Source organism: Arenimonas terrae (genome assembly GCF_006265115.1).
In the GTDB taxonomy this organism is placed as follows: Bacteria; Pseudomonadota; Gammaproteobacteria; order Xanthomonadales; family Xanthomonadaceae; genus Arenimonas; species Arenimonas terrae.
The window spans coordinates 845,930-863,020 of the sequence record NZ_SMDR01000001.1; the positions used below are offsets into that span (position 1 = coordinate 845,930).

The 17,091-nt window shown below is 70.4% G+C and carries 18 protein-coding genes; 6 read left to right on the forward strand and 12 right to left on the reverse strand.

The features are described 5' to 3' along the window. Positions 1-22 precede the first annotated feature (22 nt). A complete protein-coding gene (locus tag E1B00_RS04040; RefSeq protein WP_139445947.1) occupies positions 23-673 on the reverse strand; it encodes a hypothetical protein in 651 nt (216 codons plus the stop codon). A gap of 40 nt (positions 674-713) precedes the next feature. Further along, positions 714-2,048, reverse strand: coding sequence for a 30S ribosomal protein S12 methylthiotransferase RimO (gene rimO / locus E1B00_RS04045; RefSeq protein ID WP_139445950.1), 1,335 nt, complete (start codon positions 2,046-2,048; stop codon positions 714-716). Between the two features lie 91 nt (positions 2,049-2,139). On the opposite strand from rimO, the gene E1B00_RS04050 reads away from it, so the two are divergent. From E1B00_RS04050 to E1B00_RS04060, 3 genes are read left to right on the forward strand one after another with little or no spacing between them, the layout of a single operon-like run. Then, entirely contained in the window at positions 2,140-2,802 is a 663-nt protein-coding gene (locus E1B00_RS04050; RefSeq protein ID WP_139445952.1) for a dienelactone hydrolase family protein, read from the forward strand. Continuing rightward, positions 2,802-3,227: an HIT domain-containing protein gene (locus E1B00_RS04055; RefSeq protein WP_139445954.1), complete on the forward strand. Its 426-nt coding sequence runs from the start codon at positions 2,802-2,804 to the stop codon at positions 3,225-3,227. The genes E1B00_RS04050 and E1B00_RS04055 overlap by 1 nt, the downstream gene beginning before the upstream one ends. Positions 3,228-3,234: 7 nt before the next feature. Beyond that, entirely contained in the window at positions 3,235-3,525 is a 291-nt protein-coding gene (locus tag E1B00_RS04060; RefSeq protein ID WP_139445956.1) for a hypothetical protein, read from the forward strand. Positions 3,526-3,528: 3 nt separating this feature from the next. On the opposite strand, the gene E1B00_RS04065 is transcribed toward E1B00_RS04060, so the two are convergent. The 4 genes from E1B00_RS04065 to apbC form a co-directional block, all read right to left on the reverse strand. Then, the gene (locus E1B00_RS04065; RefSeq protein ID WP_176693114.1) at positions 3,529-4,113 is read right to left on the reverse strand and encodes a DUF4410 domain-containing protein; all 585 of its coding nucleotides are present in this window, start codon (positions 4,111-4,113) and stop codon (positions 3,529-3,531) included. A gap of 172 nt (positions 4,114-4,285) precedes the next feature. Continuing rightward, positions 4,286-4,855, reverse strand: a complete 570-nt coding sequence (gene dcd / locus E1B00_RS04070; protein WP_139445960.1) for a dCTP deaminase — start codon at positions 4,853-4,855, stop codon at positions 4,286-4,288. 51 nt (positions 4,856-4,906) lie between these two features. After that, a complete protein-coding gene (locus E1B00_RS04075; protein ID WP_139445962.1) occupies positions 4,907-5,527 on the reverse strand; it encodes a DUF1287 domain-containing protein in 621 nt (206 codons plus the stop codon). Then, the gene (gene apbC / locus E1B00_RS04080; RefSeq protein ID WP_139445964.1) at positions 5,527-6,618 is read right to left on the reverse strand and encodes an iron-sulfur cluster carrier protein ApbC; all 1,092 of its coding nucleotides are present in this window, start codon (positions 6,616-6,618) and stop codon (positions 5,527-5,529) included. Before apbC ends, E1B00_RS04075 begins: the two co-directional genes overlap by 1 nt. 90 nt (positions 6,619-6,708) lie before the next feature. Between apbC and metG the strand changes: the two genes are divergently transcribed. Genes metG through rsxB form a run of 3 tightly spaced genes read left to right on the forward strand, consistent with a single transcriptional unit; the run spans position 6,709 to position 9,964 of the window. Continuing rightward, a complete protein-coding gene (metG, locus tag E1B00_RS04085) occupies positions 6,709-8,829 on the forward strand; it encodes a methionine--tRNA ligase (RefSeq protein ID WP_139445967.1) in 2,121 nt (706 codons plus the stop codon). A 6-nt stretch (positions 8,830-8,835) separates the two neighbouring features. Then, positions 8,836-9,417 carry an electron transport complex subunit RsxA gene (gene rsxA, locus E1B00_RS04090; protein WP_139445969.1) on the forward strand — a complete coding sequence of 194 codons (582 nt, stop codon included), beginning with the start codon at positions 8,836-8,838 and terminating at the stop codon, positions 9,415-9,417. A 1-nt stretch (position 9,418) separates the two neighbouring features. Further along, complete coding sequence (gene rsxB, locus E1B00_RS04095; protein ID WP_139445971.1) at positions 9,419-9,964, forward strand: electron transport complex subunit RsxB; 546 nt, start codon at positions 9,419-9,421, stop codon at positions 9,962-9,964. A gap of 1 nt (position 9,965) precedes the next feature. Here the strand turns inward: rsxB and E1B00_RS04100 are convergent, their stop codons facing one another. The 6 genes from E1B00_RS04100 to E1B00_RS04125 all read right to left on the reverse strand — a co-directional run bounded on the left by E1B00_RS04100 (position 9,966) and on the right by E1B00_RS04125 (position 17,080). Beyond that, entirely contained in the window at positions 9,966-10,844 is an 879-nt protein-coding gene (locus E1B00_RS04100; protein ID WP_139445973.1) for a TraB/GumN family protein, read from the reverse strand. A 23-nt stretch (positions 10,845-10,867) separates the two neighbouring features. Beyond that, positions 10,868-11,857 carry a DUF1684 domain-containing protein gene (locus E1B00_RS04105; RefSeq protein ID WP_246048462.1) on the reverse strand — a complete coding sequence of 330 codons (990 nt, stop codon included), beginning with the start codon at positions 11,855-11,857 and terminating at the stop codon, positions 10,868-10,870. Next, positions 11,857-13,623: a DNA mismatch repair endonuclease MutL gene (gene mutL, locus E1B00_RS04110; RefSeq protein ID WP_139445975.1), complete on the reverse strand. Its 1,767-nt coding sequence runs from the start codon at positions 13,621-13,623 to the stop codon at positions 11,857-11,859. Before mutL ends, E1B00_RS04105 begins: the two co-directional genes overlap by 1 nt. Positions 13,624-13,676: 53 nt before the next feature. Beyond that, the gene (locus E1B00_RS04115) at positions 13,677-15,029 is read right to left on the reverse strand and encodes an N-acetylmuramoyl-L-alanine amidase (RefSeq protein WP_139445977.1); all 1,353 of its coding nucleotides are present in this window, start codon (positions 15,027-15,029) and stop codon (positions 13,677-13,679) included. A gap of 108 nt (positions 15,030-15,137) precedes the next feature. After that, the gene (tsaE, locus tag E1B00_RS04120) at positions 15,138-15,605 is read right to left on the reverse strand and encodes a tRNA (adenosine(37)-N6)-threonylcarbamoyltransferase complex ATPase subunit type 1 TsaE (protein ID WP_139445979.1); all 468 of its coding nucleotides are present in this window, start codon (positions 15,603-15,605) and stop codon (positions 15,138-15,140) included. Next, on the reverse strand, positions 15,602-17,080 hold the full coding sequence (locus E1B00_RS04125) for an NAD(P)H-hydrate dehydratase (protein WP_139445981.1): 1,479 nt from the start codon (positions 17,078-17,080) through the stop codon (positions 15,602-15,604). Before E1B00_RS04125 ends, tsaE begins: the two co-directional genes overlap by 4 nt. Between the last annotated feature and the right edge of the window lie 11 nt (positions 17,081-17,091).

Consider the following 17,091-nt stretch of genomic DNA (forward strand, 5'->3'; position numbering starts at 1 on the left):
CTCCGGGGCGGGGTCCCGGAGACTACTCTTCCAGCCCCAGCGTTACGTTGGCGTCGGGAGCGTCTTCCATGTAGACCGGCGCGGTCGACACCGTGCTTCGGACTTCAGGCTGCGGCACGTAGGCGTCGTCCGTCAGCTTGTTCACCCTGCGCAGCTGCAGGCCGGTCAGGCGGTTGGTGCTGATCTCGAGGCTGTCGTGGTTGTTGGTGCGGCTGTAATACGTGACGTCGTCGCCGATCAGCCGCATGCGCCGCGCCTTGGGGTCGTAGCGGTAGCGGTAGGTGCTGGAGACCGCGCTGGTGCCGCCGGCCAGGTCCTCGACCACCAGCACGCCCTTCTTCACGCTCAGGGCCGCGCTGCCCAGCGGATAGGGATCCATCTCCGCTTCGCCGGCCGGGCCGTGGCCCATGTCCACTTCCTCGGCGTAGCCGATCATCACGACCAGCCTGCGCCACTCGTCCGGCATGCGAACCACGTAAGCGGTATCGACCAGGCCGTCGCCATTGAAGTCGGCGTCCAGGCGGGTCTCCAGCACCAGGTCGCCGTCGTGCCGCATGAGCAGCATCTCGTCGGTCATCGGCTGCAGCACGTAAGGCTCGTCCGGACCCGGCGCATCGCCGGCGAACGCGGTCGGCACCCCCAGCAACATCGCAGCGAACATCGCGCTCTTCATCGCCCAGCCTCCGGAATGTGGGGAAACCGACCCGCCCGAATCAGTCCTCTTCCTCGCCGACCAGCCCGAACAGGTCGTGTTCGTCGCTGCCCATGATCCGCACTTCGCAGAAATCGCCGGGCTTCAGGCCCGCGGCGGCGCCGTCCTGGATCTGCACCAGGCCGTCGATCTCGGGCGCGTCGGCCTTCGAGCGGCCGATCGCCAGCTCGCCGTCGATCGCGTCCACCAGCACCGTCTGTACGCTGCCGATCTTGCGCTCGAGCTTTTCGGTGCTGATCTGCGCCTGCAGCTCCATGAAACGGGCCAGGCGCTCCTGCTTCACTTCCTCGGGCACGGCATCCGGCAGCGCGTTGGCGGTGGCGCCGTCCACCGGCGAATAGGCGAAGGCGCCGACGCGGTCGAGTTCGGCCTGGTCCAGGAAGGACAGCAGCTGCTCGAAATCCTCGTCCGTCTCGCCGGGGAAACCGACGATGAAGGTGCTGCGGATGGTCAGGTCCGGGCAGATCGCGCGCCAGCGCTGGATGCGCTCGAGCGTCTTGTCCACCGCGCCCGGCCGCTTCATCAGCTTCAGGATGCGCGGGCTGGCGTGCTGGAACGGGATGTCCAGGTAGGGAAGGATCTTGCCTTCCGCCATCAGCGGGATGATGTCGTCCACGTGCGGGTACGGGTACACGTAGTGCAGGCGGGTCCAGAGGCCGAGTTCGGACAGGCCTTCGCACAGGCCCTTCATGCGGGTCTGGTAGGCCTTGCCGCGCCATTCGCGCTCGGCGTACTTCACGTCCACGCCGTAAGCGCTGGTGTCCTGCGACACCACCAGCAGCTCCTTCACGCCGCCGCGCGCAAGCTTCTCGGCTTCGCGCAGCACCTCGTCCACCGGCCGCGACACCAGGTCGCCGCGCATGGAGGGAATGATGCAGAAGCTGCAGCGGTGGTTGCAGCCCTCGGAAATCTTCAGGTAGGCGTAGTGCTTGGGCGTGAGCTTGAGGCCGTAGTCCGGCAGCAGGTCGACGAAGGGGTCGTGGCGCGGCGGCAGGGCGGCGTGCACGGCGGTCATGACGCTGGCGTAGTCCTGCGGGCCGCTGATCGACAGTACGTCCGGATGCGCGGCGCGGATCTGCTCGGGCTTCTTGCCCAGGCAGCCGGTGACGATGACCTTGCCGTTCTCGGCCAGCGCCTCGCCGATCGCGTCCAGGCTCTCGGTCACGGCCGAGTCGATGAAGCCGCAGGTGTTGACCACCACCACGTCGGCCGCGTCGTAGCTGGGCACGATCTCGTAGCCCTCGACCCGTAGCTGGGTCAAAATGCGTTCGGAGTCTACGAGGGCCTTCGGGCAGCCGAGGCTGACGAAGCCCACCTTGGGGTGGCTGGCGGACATGGGCGGGGGCACGGGGATGGGGCGCGGATTATAGCCCTCCCGGGTCGCCGGGCCGGTGTAGGCTGGGCCCCGGCACCGTTTGGGGGAGCGCATGGGCCAGACCATCTCTATCAGTACCCGCCACGGGCGCATTTCGGCCTGGCACGCCAAGCCGCACGTTGCGCCCCGGGGCGCCGTGATCGTGGTGCAGGAGATCTTCGGCCTGAATTCGCATATCCGGCAGGTGGCGGACCGTTTCGCCAACTACGGCTACGTCGCCGTCGCGCCTGCCCTGTTCGACCTGGTACACCCCGGAACCGAGCTGGGCTACGACGAGGCCGGCGTCGCACGCGGCCGGGAGATCGCCGCCGAGCTGGGCTTCAATGGCGCCCTGGACGGCGTGCGCGGCGCCTTCGACCTGCTCGAGAGCGAATACAAGGTCGGCGTGGTGGGTTTCTGCTGGGGCGGCAGCGTGGCCTTCCTGGCCAATACCCGCCTGGGCCTGCCGGCGGTCAGCTATTACGGCGGCCGGACGGTGCCCCTGCTGGGCGAACGCCCGAAGGCGCCGCTGATGCTGCATTTCGGCGAGACCGACCCGATCATCCCGCCCGAAGACGTGCAGAAGCACCGCGACGCCCTGTCCAGCGCCGAGATCCACGTCTGGCCGGGGGCCGGCCACGGTTTCAACTGCGACCAGCGCGCCGACTACAACGCCGAGGTCGCCCAGCAGGCCCTGACCCGGACCCTGGGCTTCCTGCAGAAGAACCTGCGCTGATGCCGGAAGCATTTTCGCTGGACCCGCGCCTGGCCGCGGACTCCGTCCTGGTTGCCGACGGCCCGCTGTCGCAGCTGCGCCTGGTCGACGACAAGCGTTTCCCCTGGCTGGTCCTGGTTCCGCGCCTGCCGGGCGCCGTCGAATGGCTGGACCTCGACGGCGCCGCCCAGCGCCTGCTGCTGGCCGAGATCAACCTGGCCGGCCACCTGCTGCGCGCGCTGGGCCCGGTGCACAAGCTCAACATCGGCGCCCTGGGCAACGTGGTGCGGCAGCTGCACGTGCACGTGGTGGCGCGACAGGAAGGCGACGCGGCCTGGCCCGGGCCGGTCTGGGGTTCGGGGCCGGCGCTGCGCCATCCGGAAGCGGACCGGCTGGCCCTGGTCGCCCGGCTGCGCCACCATCTGGACCCCCTGTCCCCCTCCTGAGGTTGCCATGCGTCTGCTGTCCGCCCCCCTGCTCGGCCTGGCCCTGGGCCTGGCGAGCCTGCCCGCTGCTGCGGCCAACTACGAAGCCGAGGCCGCCAAGGCCGGCCAGAGCGCGTCTGCCGGCTATTCGGTCTACGTGGACGTGACCTTCGGGCTGCGCAAGCGCGTGGCCGCGAACGAACTCAACGACGCCCATCTCGCGTTCTCGAACCAGGGCTACGAGCCCGTGTCGATCGAACCGCACACCGAAAACGGCGACCTGCTGGGCTTCTTCGTCACCTACCGCAAGCGCGGCTAGGCCTCAGCGCGCGGGCGGCGGCGGGGCGTGGCCCTTGGCCGCCGCCAGCTCGTGGGCGATGCGTTTGGCCGCCTGGTGCATCAGGAACTCCACCGACTGCACCACGTTGCTCGAGGCGCCGATCGGCAGCGGCCAGCTGTTGCGGTCGACGACGATGCGCGCCAGCTCCTCGCCCGTTTCCAGATCGCTGACCACGACGGTGGCGTTGAACTCGCTCTTGCCGGCGAACCCGACCAGCGAACGCGCGGCCACGTTGCCCGGCTCCCACTGGTCGACGCTGCCGGTGATCTGCAGGGCAGGCGCGACCATCTTGGCCTGCGCCACCTCGGCGAAGGCGCCGGTGGCCCGGATCTCCTCGGCAACCTTGGCGGAAAAGGCCTTGCGCCCCTCTTCGATGGCCGCCGCACGTTCGGCGGCCTGCTCGGGAGTCTTCGCCTCACGGGTGTCGTTGGCGGCGAAATCCGCGACGATGACCCGGTCGTAATCGGCGATCGACCGCCCCGCGGCGCCTTGCTTGGTATCGAGCCGCCCCAGCGTGCCGCAGCCCGCCGCCATCAGCACCGCGCCCAACAGAACGATCGTCCGCATCGCCATCTCCCGGTTTGCCCCAGCATACCCCCCCCATCCGGCCAAGGCGCACCGGCGTGAAAAGCCTCCCCTTGGCAAGGGGGGCGCGCCGAAGGCGCAGGGGATTGGAAGTAATGAGCCTGGGGCCCGCGATTCGTGAAACGAATCGTGGGAAGGACTTGACGCGAATGCGTCAAGTCCTTGGCAGCGTGACCCCCGTCTGCCCCTGGTACTTGCCGCCGCGGTCCTTGTACGAGGTCTCGCAGACTTCGTCGGACTGGAAGAAAAGCATCTGCGCCACGCCCTCGCCGGCGTAGATCTTGGCCGGCAGCGGCGTGGTGTTGCTGAACTCCAGGGTCACGTGGCCTTCCCACTCGGGCTCGAGCGGCGTGACGTTGACGATGATGCCGCAGCGCGCGTAGGTGCTCTTGCCCAGGCAGACCACCAGGGTGTCGCGCGGGATGCGGAAGAACTCGACCGTGCGCGCCAGCGCGAACGAGTTCGGCGGGATGATGCAGACGTCCGAGACCACGTCCACGAAGCTCGTGGGATCGAAGTTCTTCGGGTCGACGATGGTCGAGTTGATGTTGGTGAAGATCTTGAACTCGCGCGCGCAGCGCACGTCGTAGCCGTAGCTGGAGGTGCCGTAGCTGACGATGCGGTGGCCGTCGGCGGCGTGCTTGACCTGGCCGGGCTCGAAGGGCTCGATCATTCCCTGGCCTTCGGCCATGCGGCGGATCCACTTGTCGGACTTGATGCTCATGCGGGGCGGAGGCTCCGGGGCGAAAGCGGCGATTCTACTGGCTGGCCCGGGTCAGCGGGATCCGGCCGGCGCCGGGTCGCGGAAAACCCGGAAGTGCCCGACCGGCGGCCAGGCGAACAGCACGTCCTCGACCTGGGTGCCGGCGCCGATGTTGTGCACCACCAGGGGCCGGCCCGAGCCGTCCGGGGCGCGGCGATCCGACACCAGGCCGATATGCGGCAGCCCGTTGGGCAGGCGCCAGCTGACCAGGTCCCCGGGCCGGTAGCTGGCCGGATCGGTCCCGGCCGGCAGGGCATGGCCGGCCCGCCGGGCCCAGGTCTCCAGGTTCGGCACCCGCCGGTGGTCGATGTTCCGGTCCGGCCGCGCCAGGCCCCAGAGTTTCGGGTAGGCGGCGAAGTGGGTGCGCATGTCCTCGTGCACCGCCTTCTGCAGGTCCAGGCCCGCGGCCCGGTAGGCGCGGATGACCACGTCGGTGCAGACGCCGCGGTCGGCCGGCACGTCGCCGCCGGGATAGGCCAGGCGCACGTAGCTCCCGTCGTAATACCGGGTCACGCCGACCTGGGCGTGGGCGGCGGCCAGCACCCGGGCCACGCCCTCGTCCTGGGCCGCGGCGGCTCCGGCGACGCTGGCGGCCAGCAGCACGAGCGCAGCCAAGGCGCGGCGCCAGGCCATCAGGTGTTCTGGATCACGATGTTCGGGAAAGCGATCGACTTGTTGCGTGCCTGCTGCGACAGCCGGGCCGCGGTGCGGCGGGCGATGTCGCGGTAGGCCAGCGACAGCGGCGAGTCCGGGTCGGCGGCGACGGTGGGCGCGCCCGAATCGGCCTGCTCGCGGATGCGGATGTCCAACGGCAGCGCGCCCAGCAGCGGCACGCCGTACTGCGCCGCCATGCGCTCGCCGCCGCCGGCGCCGAAGACGTGCTCGCTGTGGCCGCAGTTCGAGCACACGTGCACGGCCATGTTCTCGACGATGCCCAGCACCGGCACCTCGACCTTGGCGAACATCTGCAGCGCCTTGCGCGCGTCCAGCGTGGCGATGTCCTGCGGCGTGGTGACGATGACGGCGCCGGACACGGGGACGCGCTGCGAGAGCGTCAGCTGGATGTCGCCGGTGCCCGGCGGGAGGTCGATGACCAGGTAGTCCAGGCCCTGCCAGCGGGTGTCGTTGAGCAGCTGCTGCAGCGCCTGGGTGACCATGGGGCCGCGCCAGATCATCGGCGTGTCCTCGCCGATCAGCAGGCCGATCGACATGGCCTGCAGGCCGTGGTTGCGCTTGGGTTCGATCGACTTGCCGTCGGGGCTGTCCGGCCGGCCTTCCAGGCCCAGCATCTTGGGGATGGACGGGCCGTAGATGTCGGCATCGAGCACGCCGACCACGGCGCCCTCGGCCTGCAGGGCCAGGGCCAGGTTCACCGCGGTGGTGGATTTGCCGACGCCGCCCTTGCCCGAAGCGACGGCGATGATGTTCTTCACTTCCGGCAGCGGGGTCAGCTCCTTCTGCACGCGGTGCGCGAACACCCGCGAGGTCACCGACACCGTGGCCCTGGCCACGCCCGGCAGGGCCTCGACCGCGGCGCGGACCTGTTCGGCCAGCGCGGCGTGCCAGCCGGCCGCCGGATAACCCAGCTGGATTTCGATGGCGACGCGGTCGCCGTCCACCCCGATGCCGCGCACGGCCTGGCTGCTGACCAGGTCGGTGCCGGTGTGGGGGTCGTGGATGCCGGAAAGACAGGCGCGGACGCTGTCCTGGCTGGGGCTGCTCATGCGCGGGAAACCTCGGAAGACTGCCGGCCAATTGTATCCGCAATGGCCTCGGGACCGCCCGCGGCCGGCGCGCTCTGCGATAATCGCGCCATGACTTCGACCGACACGACCCCGACGCCGGCCCCCGCCCTCGTCACCACCGCCCTGCCCTATGCCAACGGCCCACTGCACCTGGGCCACCTGGTGGGCTATATCCAGGCCGACATCTGGGTGCGCGCGCGCCGCCTCGCCGGAGGCATCGTGCACTTCGTCTGCGCCGACGACGCCCACGGCACGCCGATCATGCTGGCGGCGGAAAAGGCCGGCATGTCGCCCGAGGACTTCATCCGCGGCATGCAGGCCGGCCACGAGTCCGACTTCGCCGCCTTCGGCGTGGCCTTCGACCACTACCACTCGACCCATTCCGACGAGAACCGCGAGCTGGCCTCGCTGATCTACACCCGGCTGCGCGACGGCACGCACGGCGCGAAGGCGATCGCCCGGCGCTCGATCAAGCAGCTGTTCGACCCCGAGCGGCAGATGTTCCTGCCCGACCGCTACATCAAGGGCGAGTGCCCGAACTGCGGCAGCCCGGACCAGTACGGCGACAACTGCGAAGTCTGCGGCAAGGCCTATTCGCCGACCGACCTGAAGAACCCGCGCTCGGTGGTCTCGGGCGCGGTGCCGGAACTTCGCGACTCGGAGCATTATTTCTTCGAGCTGGGCAAGTTCGAAATCTTCCTGCGCGAGTGGCTGGCCGGCGACGTCGCCCACCCGGCGGTGAAGGCCAAGCTCGGCGAATGGCTCGAAGGCGGCCTGCGCGACTGGGACATCAGCCGCGACGCACCCTACTTCGGCTTCCCGATCCCGGACGCCCCGGGCAAGTTCTTCTACGTCTGGCTCGACGCGCCGATCGGCTACCTGGCCTCGTTCAAGGCGCTGTGCGCGACGCAGGGCCTGGATTTCGGCGCCTATACCGAGGCCGCGCGCAACGGCGCCGGCCAGACCGAGATGCACCACTTCCTCGGCAAGGACATCATCAACTTCCACGGCCTGTTCTGGCCGGCGATGCTGCACGGCGCCGGCTTCCGCGCGCCGACCGCCCTGCACGTCAACGGCTATCTGACGGTGAACGGCGCGAAGATGAGCAAGTCGCGCGGCACCTTCGTGATGGCGCGCACCTACCTCGACGCCGGCCTGGATCCGGAAACCCTGCGCTACTACTTTGCGGTGAAGACCGGCGCCGGGGTGGTCGACCTGGACCTGAACCTCGACGATTTCGTCGCGCGGGTGAACTCCGACCTGGTCGGCAAGTTCGTCAACATCGCCAGCCGCTGCGCCGGTTTCATCAGCAGACGTTTCGACGGCCAGCTGGCCGCTACGCTGCCGGACCCGGCGATGTACGACAGCTTCGTCGCCGGCGTTCGCGAAGTCGCGCTCAGCTATGCACGCGACGAATACGGCCAGGCCATGCGCCAGGTGATGGCGCTGGCAGACATCGCCAACCGCTACATCGACGAGCGCAAGCCTTGGGTGATCGCCAAGCAGGACGGCGCCGACGCCGAACTGCAGGCTGTCTGCACCCAGGGCCTGAACCTGTTCCGGCTTCTGGCCGCGGCGCTCAAACCCGTGCTGCCCGCCACCGTCGCCCGTGCCGAATCCTTCCTGCGCGCGCCGGTCGCGCGCTGGGACGACATCGCCGCGCCGCTGACCGCGCACGCCATCGCCCCCTTCGAAGCGCTGATGACGCGCATCGACCCGAAGCAGATCGAGACCATGACCGACGCCAGCAAGGAAGACCTCAAGCCCAACGAGACCGCCGCAGCGAAGGTCGCGCCGGTCAAGCCCGCCGACAAGCCCGCCGACAAGCCGGCCGCCACGCCCGCGGTGAAGCCGGAAGGCTTCATCGGCATCGAGGACTTCGCCAAGCTCGACCTGCGGATCGGCACCGTGCTCGAGTGCGGCTTCGTCGAGGGCTCCGACAAGCTGCTGCGCTTCCTGCTCGACGCCGGCGAGCTCGGCCAGCGGCAGATCTTCTCCGGCATCCGCGGCAGCTACGCCGAGCCGGAGAAACTGCTGGGCCGCAAGGTCGTCTTCATCGCCAACCTGGCGCCGCGCAAGATGCGCTTCGGCCTGAGCGAGGGCATGATCCTCTCGGCCGGCTTCGACGGCGGCGCCCTGGCCCTGCTCGACGCCGACGCCGGCGCCCTGCCCGGCATGCCGGTGCGGTAAGCGCGCATGGACGAGGTCGCCCTGCTGCTGGTCGGCGCGGTCTTCGTCAACAACTTCGTGCTGGTGAAGTTCCTCGGGCTGTGCCCGTTCATGGGCGTGTCGGGCAAGCTCGACGCGGCCTACGGCATGGCCCTGGCCACCGGTTTCGTGCTCACGCTGTCCTCGGCCCTGGCCTGGATGGTGCAGCACTGGCTGCTGGCGCCGCTGGGGCTGGAGTACCTGCGCACGCTGGGCTTCATCCTGGTCATCGCCGCGGTGGTGCAATTCACCGAGATCGTGATGAACCGGCAGAGCCCGCGCCTGTACCGCGTGCTGGGCATCTACCTGCCGCTGATCACCACGAACTGCGCGGTGCTGGGCGTGACCCTGCTGAACGTGCAAGCGCGGCATTCGCTGTTCGAGTCGGTGCTGTACGGCTTCGGCGCGGCCCTGGGTTTCGGCCTGGTGCTGGTGCTGTTCTCGGCGATGCGCGAACGGTTGGAGACCGCCGACGTGCCCGCCGCCTGGCGCGGCACGCCGATCGCCCTGGTCACCGCGGGGCTGATGTCGCTGGCCTTCCTGGGCTTTTCCGGCCTGGTGCCGACCTGACATGGCGCTCGCGGTCGCGGTGCTCGTGGGGCTGGCGGCGCTGCTGGGCGCGCTGCTCGGCTGGGCCGCACGGCGCTTCCGCGTCGAGGCCGACCCGATGGTCGAACGCATCGACCGCTTGCTGCCGCAGACGCAATGCGGCCAGTGCGGCTACCCGGGCTGCAAACCCTATGCGAAGGCGATCGCCAGCGGCGAGGCCGACATCAACCAGTGCCCGCCCGGCGGGGAGGCCGGCGTGAAGGCGCTGGCGGATCTGCTGGGCCGCGAACCCAAACCCGTGAACCCGGAAAACGGTTCGGTGAAACCGCCGGTGGTGGCGCTGATCGTCGAGGAAGACTGCATCGGCTGCACCAAGTGCATCCAGGCCTGTCCCGTAGACGCCATCGTCGGCGGCCCGAAGCTGATGCACACGGTCATCGCCGACCTGTGCACCGGCTGCGAGCTCTGCCTGCCGCCATGTCCGGTCGATTGCATCGAGCTGGTGCCGCCGGCGCCACGGACCGGCGAATACCGCTGGCCGCAGCCCGCGCGCGCGGCCGCCACCTGAGTCAGAGCCGCTCGACCCGGTAACCCTTGGCGCGCAGCAGCGCCACGACGCCGTCGTCGCCCAGCAGGTGCATCGCGCCGACCACCACCAGGGTGTCGTCCGAATCGCTGTCGTCGAGCATCGCCCGCAGGCGCGGCAGCCAGGCCCGGTTGCGGTCGCTGTTGAGGCGCTTGTACACGCCCGGGTACTTGGCCTTGAGTTCGGCGCCGGTTTCCTCGAACAGACCCTCGGCGTCACCGGCGCGCCAGAGCGCGTGCATGCGTTCGATCTCGCCGCGCATCTGCTTGGCTTCGTCCAGCGATTCCTCCAGCGCCTGCTGCTGCTCAGCCGGCGTCATGCCCTCGAACAGCGCGATCTGCTGGTCGTAGGTTTCCAGGCCGCGCACCTGCTTTCCGGCTTTCACCGCACGGTCGGCGAAGTGCCGGTCCAGACCGAGGTTGGGGTCGAGGCCGAGCCGCTGCATCTCGTTGAGGCTGATCACCAGACTGAGGAGCCAGGCATCCTTGTCCATGTAGAAGGCCAGGGGCATGCTGCGAGTGGCCGCATAAGCTTCCAGCGCCTGCCAGGTATCGGCGGGAAGGGCCTCCTGCAGCGTCCGCCCATCCGAACGCCTCGCCGTGTCGAGCATGCGTGCCGCACCGGCTGGGTCGGACATGTCGGCGGGCGAGAGCTCGAACACCACCTGCTCGGCATCCGCGAAGGCCGCGTCGGTGCTCGCCGCCAGCGGGTAGTCGCCGGGCTTGAGCAGGTGGAAGGAGCCCAGCAGGTAGACCGCGTTGTCGCCGTCGCTGACCTTCCACAGCAGCGGCCGCGGCGGTTCGGCGCAGGCCGGGCCGGCGAGGACGAGACAGAACAGTGCGGCGGTCCAGCGCTTGAACATGGGGGCTTCCTGGGGTCGGGGGATTATTCGGGGAAGGGTCGCGGCTTCTTTTCGCCGGCTTCGACCCGCAGGTCCAGGCGGTTTTCCGGCAGCGGCATCGGGCAGGTGGAATACGGCGTGAAGGCGCAGGGCGGGTTGTAGGCCTTGTTGAAGTCCAGCACCGTGGTGCCGTCCTTGCCGGCCGGATCGGCGTAGACCATGCGCGAGGCGGCATACGTCTCGTGGCCGCTGGTGCGGTCGGCGAAGGTGAAGAACAGCCGGCCGTCGCCCTCGTCCACCGCCTGCATTCGGAACTCGCGCTCGACGGTCTCGCCGGCTTCGTTCTTGACCGGCGCGGAGAAGGTGAGCGTGCCCGGGTTCGCCATCTTCTCGATCATGCCCAGCACGTTGACGATCTCGACCGTCTGGCCCGGCGGATGCGCGTCGAACTTAGCGACGAAGCGCATGCCCGGGTTGATGTCGAAATAGTCCAGACCCGGGAAGGCGGTGCGGGTGCGCGCGAAGGCATTGCGCACGCGCAGGCCGTAGCGGCCGGCGCGCTCGATCAGGATGAAGCTGGCGTCGCCCTTGTTGAAGGCGACCACGGTCGGCGTGCCGCGGCTGTCCGGCACCAGGGTCACCAGCGCTCCGGCTTGGGGCGCCTGGCCGTCGATGGTGACCTCGGCCTCGACGCCCGGGTGCAGGCGCAGCGTCGCGGTCCCGTCCTTGTCCAGCGTGAACATGCCGATCTGGGCCGGCCCTACCGACAGCCGGGTGCCGTTGTCCTGGGCCGAACCGACATAGGTCGAACCCGGCGTCACCCAGTGCATGCCGACCAGGGACAGCCAGCCGTCGGGACGCGTGAGCCGGGCCAGCCGCTCGTCGCGCCATGCCAGGATCTCGCCTTCGTAGGCCAGGCGGGCGGCCTTTGCGGCACGCGCCTCGGCCTCGGCCTTTGCGGCTTCCTCCTCACCACTGCCGCAGGCGGCCAGCATCAGGGTCAGGGTCATCAGCGACAGCACACGCAGGTTCATCAGCGTCCCCTCAGGAACAATCGGTCGAGTTCGGCCTTGGTCAGCTGGACCCAGGTCGGGCGGCCATGATTGCACTGGCCGCTGCGCTCGGTGGATTCCATGTCGCGCAACAGTGCGTTCATCTCCGGCAGGCTGAGCCGGCGGTTGGCGCGCACCGAGGTGTGACAGGCCAGGGTGGACAGGAGTTCATTGCGCGCCTCCTCGAGCTTGCGGCTGGCGCCGTGCTCCCGCAGGTCGCCCAGCACGTCCAGCACCAGGGCACGGGGGTCGAGGTCGGCCAGCAGGGTCGGCACGCTGCGCACGCTAAGGGCCTGCGGTCCGGCGCGGCGCAGTTCGAAGCCGTACCCGGCCAGGGTGTCGGCGTGCTGTTCGGCCAGGTCGGCTTCGCGTTCGGAGACCGCCAGCGACAGCGGTACCAGCAGCGGCTGCGAGCGGATGCCCTCGCCGTCGCGGGCGGCCTTGAGCCGCTCGTAGGTGATGCGCTCGTGGGCCGCGTGCATGTCCACCAGGATCAGGCCATGGGCATTCTCGGCGAGTACGAAAATGCCGTGCAGCTGTGCCAGCGCATAACCCAGCGGCGGGGCCTCGGCCTCGTTCGCCGCGGGCATCGCCTGCGCCAGCGACGCAGGCGCGGAGCCGCCGCCGTAGAGCGCGGCATAACCCGCCATCGTTTCGCGCACCGGCAGGCCCAGCCCGCCCTGGGCCGGCGCTGCCCAGCCCATCGGCGCAGCCGCGGGCAGCGACACGTCGTGGCCTGCGGCAAGCCCCGCGCGGGTCGAGGCCAGGGCCTCGTGCAGGGTGCGGTAGATGAACTCGTGCACCAGCCGCTGCTCGCGGAAGCGCACCTCATGCTTGGCCGGATGCACGTTCACGTCGACCTGGCGCGGGTCGCATTCCAGGAACAGCACGAAGGCCGGATAGCGGCCATGGAAAAGCACGTCGGCATACGCCTGGCGCACCGCGTGCGCGACCGTGCGATCACGCACCGCGCGGCCGTTGACGTAAAAGTACTGCTGGTCGGCGCTGGAGCGCGCAGCCGTCGGCAGGCCGACCCAGCCGTGCAGGCGCAGGCCGGCGCCGGCGTGTTCGATCGCCAGGCACTGCGAGGTGAACTCCTCGCCCAGCGCCTCGGCGACGCGGCGCGCGCGTTCGGCGCCGTCGCGCACCGGCTTGTAGTGGCGCGACAGGCGGCCGTTGTGGCTGATGCGCAGCTCGACCTCGGGGCGCGCCAGCGCCAGCGAGCGCAGCCATTCCTCGATGTGGCCCAGCTCGGTGCGTTCGGCGCGCAGGAACTTGCGCCGCGCCGGCACGTTGAAGAACAGGTCGCGCACCTCGACCGTGGTTCCGGCGGGATGCGGATGCGGCTGCAGCGGCGCGACCTTGCCGCCGTCCACTTCCAGACGAACGCCGTGTTCCTGCGCGGCGGTGCGCGAACTGAGCGCGAAGCGGCTGACCGAGGCGATCGACGGCAGCGCTTCGCCGCGGAATCCGAGCGTGGCGACTTCCTCGAGGTCGTCGAGCGAGGCGATCTTGCTGGTGGCGTGGCGCGAGATCGCCAGCGGCAGCTCGTCGGCGGGAATGCCGCCGCCGTCGTCGCGGATCCGGATCAGGCGGATGCCGCCTTCCTCCAGGTCGATGTCGACGCGGGTCGCGCCGGCGTCGAGCGCGTTCTCGACCAGCTCCTTGACCACCGACGCCGGGCGTTCGACGACCTCGCCCGCGGCGATCTGGTTGACGAGGGTGTCGGGAAGCTGCTGGATCGGCACGGCCTGGCGGGTCTCGGACTGGCGAGACCGGATGATACCAGCGGGGCCGGGCCTTACTCGGGCAGCGAGGCGACCGCCGTGGCGGCCACCGGGATGGTCAGGCGCTCGCCGATACGCACGGTGTCGCCCTGCAGCTTGTTGGCGGCGCGGATCGTGTTCATCGGCACGCCGTGGCGGGCGGCGATCAGGCTCAGGGTCTCGCCGCGGCTGACCACGTGCTGGCGGCTGCCGCCGAACTGGCCCTGGCGTGCCGCGTACCAGGTGCCCGGGGGCGCCTGGTTGGCGAAATAGCTGCGCACGCCGCTGACGATGGCGGCGGCCATGCGGCTGCGGTAGGCCGGGTCGCTGAGCCGGGCCTCTTCGCCCGGGTTCGAGATGAAGCCGGTCTCGACCAGCATAGACGGCACGTCCGGCGAACGCAGCACCACGAAGTTGGCGCGCTCGATCTGCGGCTTGTGCGCCTTGCCGACCTGCTTGAGCGCAGCCAGCACTTCGGTGGCGACGTCGTCGGAAACGCGCATGGTGGCGTTCTGCGAAAGGTCGAGCAGCACCGCCGCGAGGTTCTTGTCGCGCGCGTCGAGCTCGACGCCGCCGACCAGGTCGGCCGCGTTCTCCTGGTCCGCCAGCCAGCGCGCCGCCTCCGAGGACGCGCCGCGCAGCGACAGCACGTAAACCGAAGCGCCGCTGGCCGCCCGGTTGTGCGCGGCGTCGGCGTGCACCGAAATGAAGAGGTCGGCCTGCGCTTCGCGGGCGATCATGTAGCGCTGCTCGAGCGGGATGAACACGTCGCGGTCGCGCACCAGGAAGGCCTGCATGCCCGGGTCGGCGTTGATCTGCGCCGCGAGCTCGCGCGCCACCGCCAGGGTGATGTCCTTTTCGTACTTGCGGCTCGGGCCGATGGCGCCCGGGTCCTTGCCGCCGTGGCCGGCGTCGATGGCGACGATGAGCTTGCGCTCGCCGCTGCCGATCACGTCCTGCACGGTGCGCGCGGGCGCCGGTTTGCCGGCGACGGCCGTCGTCTCGGTGAACAGTTCCAGCACCAGGCGGGCGCCGTTGCCCTCGCGCTCCAGGCGGCTGCGCGGCTTCACGTCGCGACCCAGGTCGAGCACGACGCGCAGGTCGTTGTCCGCCGGCTTGCCGGTGCGCACGCCGGCCACGACGCCGTTCGGCGACGGCGCCTTGTAGCCACCCGCGAGCGAGCTGCCCGGCAGGTCCAGCACCAGGCGATGGGGATTGGCGAGGGTGAAGAGCTTGTAGTCGACCGGGCCGCTGAGCTCCAGCACGGCGCGCGTGCCCGACTCGTTTTCGACCAGGGTGACGCCCTTGAGCTGGGCGGCCTGGGCGCCGAACGCGACCAGACCCAGCAGGGTCGAGGCGAACAGGACGAAGACAGGATTCCGGCGCATGGGCGGGATTGAACCACCGGATTCCCGGAAAAGCAAGAAATTTCCTTTGGAATCCGTAGCCTGCCGGACCTTCCTAGAAACCGCCCAAGAAGAGGCCCGGAGAAGGCGTCATTCCGGCCTCGCGCCCCAGCGGGCCAGCCAGTCCTGCCCGGCGCCCGTGCCCGCCCGCAGGTGCGCCCGGCGCCCCGTGCCCTCGGCCGCCAGGGTGATCACCAGGTCCGGAGGCGGCAGACCGCCCTGCCCGCGCTCCGGCCACTCCACCAGCCAGAGACTGGCGTCCGCGGCGAGCTCGTCCAGGCCCAGGAAATCCAGCTCGCCGGCGGCCGCCAGGCGGTACAGGTCGAGGTGCACCGCTTCGCCCGAGGGCAGCGGGTAGCGCTCGACCAGGGTGTAGGTCGGGCTCTTGATCGCACCGGTCACCCCCAGGTCGCGCAGCCAGGCCCGCGCCAGCGTGGACTTGCCGGCACCGAGGTCGCCTTCCAGGAACACCACCGCCCGGGCCGGCGCGCTGCGGGCCAGGCGGCGGGCCAGGGCCTCGGTGGCGTCGGCATCGGCCAGCAGCACGGTCGGGTTCATTCGGGGTTGGCCATTCGCCGCAGGTGGGGGAACAGGTCCGAGGGCAACAGGCCGCGCTCGCCGCCGATCCGGGCTGCGGCGTCACCGGCGGCCGCATGCAGCAGCGCGCCCGCCACCGCCGCCTGGAACACCGGCAGGTGCTGGGCCTGCAGCGCCGCGATCACGCCCGACAGCACATCGCCCATGCCGCCGGTGGCCATGCCGGGGTTGCCGGCGCCGATCACCGCGGGAATCTCGCCGGGTGCCGCCACCAGCGTGCCGGCGCCCTTGAGCACGACCACGCAGCGGTACTTCTGCGCGAGCGCTTCGGCGGCCCCGAAGCGGTCGGCCTGCACGTCGCGCTTGTCCTTGCCCAGCAGGCGGGCGGCTTCGCCCGGGTGCGGCGTGATCACGGCGCCAGGCACCGCATGCGGTTCCTCGGCGAGCAGGTTGAGCGCATCGGCATCGAGCACCAGCGGTTTATCGGCAGCCAGCGCGGCGCGGTAGAGGCTGCGTCCCCACGCGCCCTGTCCCAGGCCCGGGCCGACCGCGAGCACGGTCGCGCGCTCGAGCAGCGGCGCCAGCGCCGCGGCGTCCTCGACCGCGTGCGTCATCGCCTCGGGGCGGGCGGCGACCAGGGCGGCGACACCGGCGCTGCGGGTCGCGACGCTGGCCAGGCCGACGCCGGTGCGCAGCGCACCTTCGGCGCACAGCCGCACCGCGCCGCCCATGCCCACTTCGCCGCCGATGCACAGCACATGGCCGTGTTCGCCCTTGTGGGCGTTGGCGTGGCGCGGCGTCAGCCAGCGGGCCAGGCCCTCGGGGCGGCAAAGCCAGGCAGCCGGCATCACGTCGTCGAAGGCGCCGATCTTCAGGTCGAGGCGATCGAGCAGCACTTCGCCGTCGAAATCGCGCGCCATGCCGGTGTAGAGGCCGCGCTTGGCGCCGATGAAGCTCAGCGTCACCGTGGCGCGCACCGCCGTGCCGTCGGCGTGGCCGGTGTCGGCGTCCAGCCCGGAGGGCACGTCCAGCGACAGCACCGGCGCGCGGCTGGCGTTGATGCGTTCGATCATCGCCTGCGCCGCCTCCGAGGGCGCGCGGGTGAGACCGGTGCCGTACAGCGCGTCGACCCAAAGTTCGGCTTCCGGCAGCAGTCCATCGAAAGCGGTGACGCTGCCGCCGGCCGCCCGCCATTCGGCCAGGGCCTGCCGGGCCTCCTCGCTGCGCGGGCTGGCGCCGGGGGGCGCCACCACGCTGACGGCACAGCCCGCGGCGCGGGCCAGGCGCGCCAGCACATAACCGTCGCCACCGTTGTTGCCGGGGCCGCAGGCCACGCCGATGCGCCGCACCGAAGGCCAGCGCTGTTGGACCAGGCGCCAGGCCGCGGTGCCGGCCCGGGTCATCAGTTCATGGGCAGGCACGCCCAGCGCCTGGATGGCGTGGTCGTCCATGGCCCGCACCTGGGCCGGCCGGTACAGCGGCAGCAGTTCGCTCATGCGGGGATTCT

Coding starts and splice junctions, on each gene's coding strand:
- dcd (WP_139445960.1), bottom strand. CDS start 4,855: ATGAGCATCAAGTCCGACAAGTGGATCCGCCGCATGGCCGAAGGCCAG.
- E1B00_RS04040 (WP_139445947.1), bottom strand. CDS start 673: ATGAAGAGCGCGATGTTCGCTGCGATGTTGCTGGGGGTGCCGACCGCG.
- rimO (WP_139445950.1), bottom strand. CDS start 2,048: ATGTCCGCCAGCCACCCCAAGGTGGGCTTCGTCAGCCTCGGCTGCCCG.
- E1B00_RS04100 (WP_139445973.1), bottom strand. CDS start 10,844: ATGTTCAAGCGCTGGACCGCCGCACTGTTCTGTCTCGTCCTCGCCGGC.
- E1B00_RS04115 (WP_139445977.1), bottom strand. CDS start 15,029: ATGCGCCGGAATCCTGTCTTCGTCCTGTTCGCCTCGACCCTGCTGGGT.
- apbC (WP_139445964.1), bottom strand. CDS start 6,618: ATGAGCAGCCCCAGCCAGGACAGCGTCCGCGCCTGTCTTTCCGGCATC.
- E1B00_RS04060 (WP_139445956.1), top strand. CDS start 3,235: ATGCGTCTGCTGTCCGCCCCCCTGCTCGGCCTGGCCCTGGGCCTGGCG.
- rsxA (WP_139445969.1), top strand. CDS start 8,836: ATGGACGAGGTCGCCCTGCTGCTGGTCGGCGCGGTCTTCGTCAACAAC.
- E1B00_RS04065 (WP_176693114.1), bottom strand. CDS start 4,113: ATGCGGACGATCGTTCTGTTGGGCGCGGTGCTGATGGCGGCGGGCTGC.
- metG (WP_139445967.1), top strand. CDS start 6,709: ATGACTTCGACCGACACGACCCCGACGCCGGCCCCCGCCCTCGTCACC.
- E1B00_RS04055 (WP_139445954.1), top strand. CDS start 2,802: ATGCCGGAAGCATTTTCGCTGGACCCGCGCCTGGCCGCGGACTCCGTC.
- E1B00_RS04125 (WP_139445981.1), bottom strand. CDS start 17,080: ATGAGCGAACTGCTGCCGCTGTACCGGCCGGCCCAGGTGCGGGCCATG.
- rsxB (WP_139445971.1), top strand. CDS start 9,419: ATGGCGCTCGCGGTCGCGGTGCTCGTGGGGCTGGCGGCGCTGCTGGGC.
- E1B00_RS04075 (WP_139445962.1), bottom strand. CDS start 5,527: ATGGCCTGGCGCCGCGCCTTGGCTGCGCTCGTGCTGCTGGCCGCCAGC.
- E1B00_RS04050 (WP_139445952.1), top strand. CDS start 2,140: ATGGGCCAGACCATCTCTATCAGTACCCGCCACGGGCGCATTTCGGCC.
- E1B00_RS04105 (WP_246048462.1), bottom strand. CDS start 11,857: ATGAACCTGCGTGTGCTGTCGCTGATGACCCTGACCCTGATGCTGGCC.
- tsaE (WP_139445979.1), bottom strand. CDS start 15,605: ATGAACCCGACCGTGCTGCTGGCCGATGCCGACGCCACCGAGGCCCTG.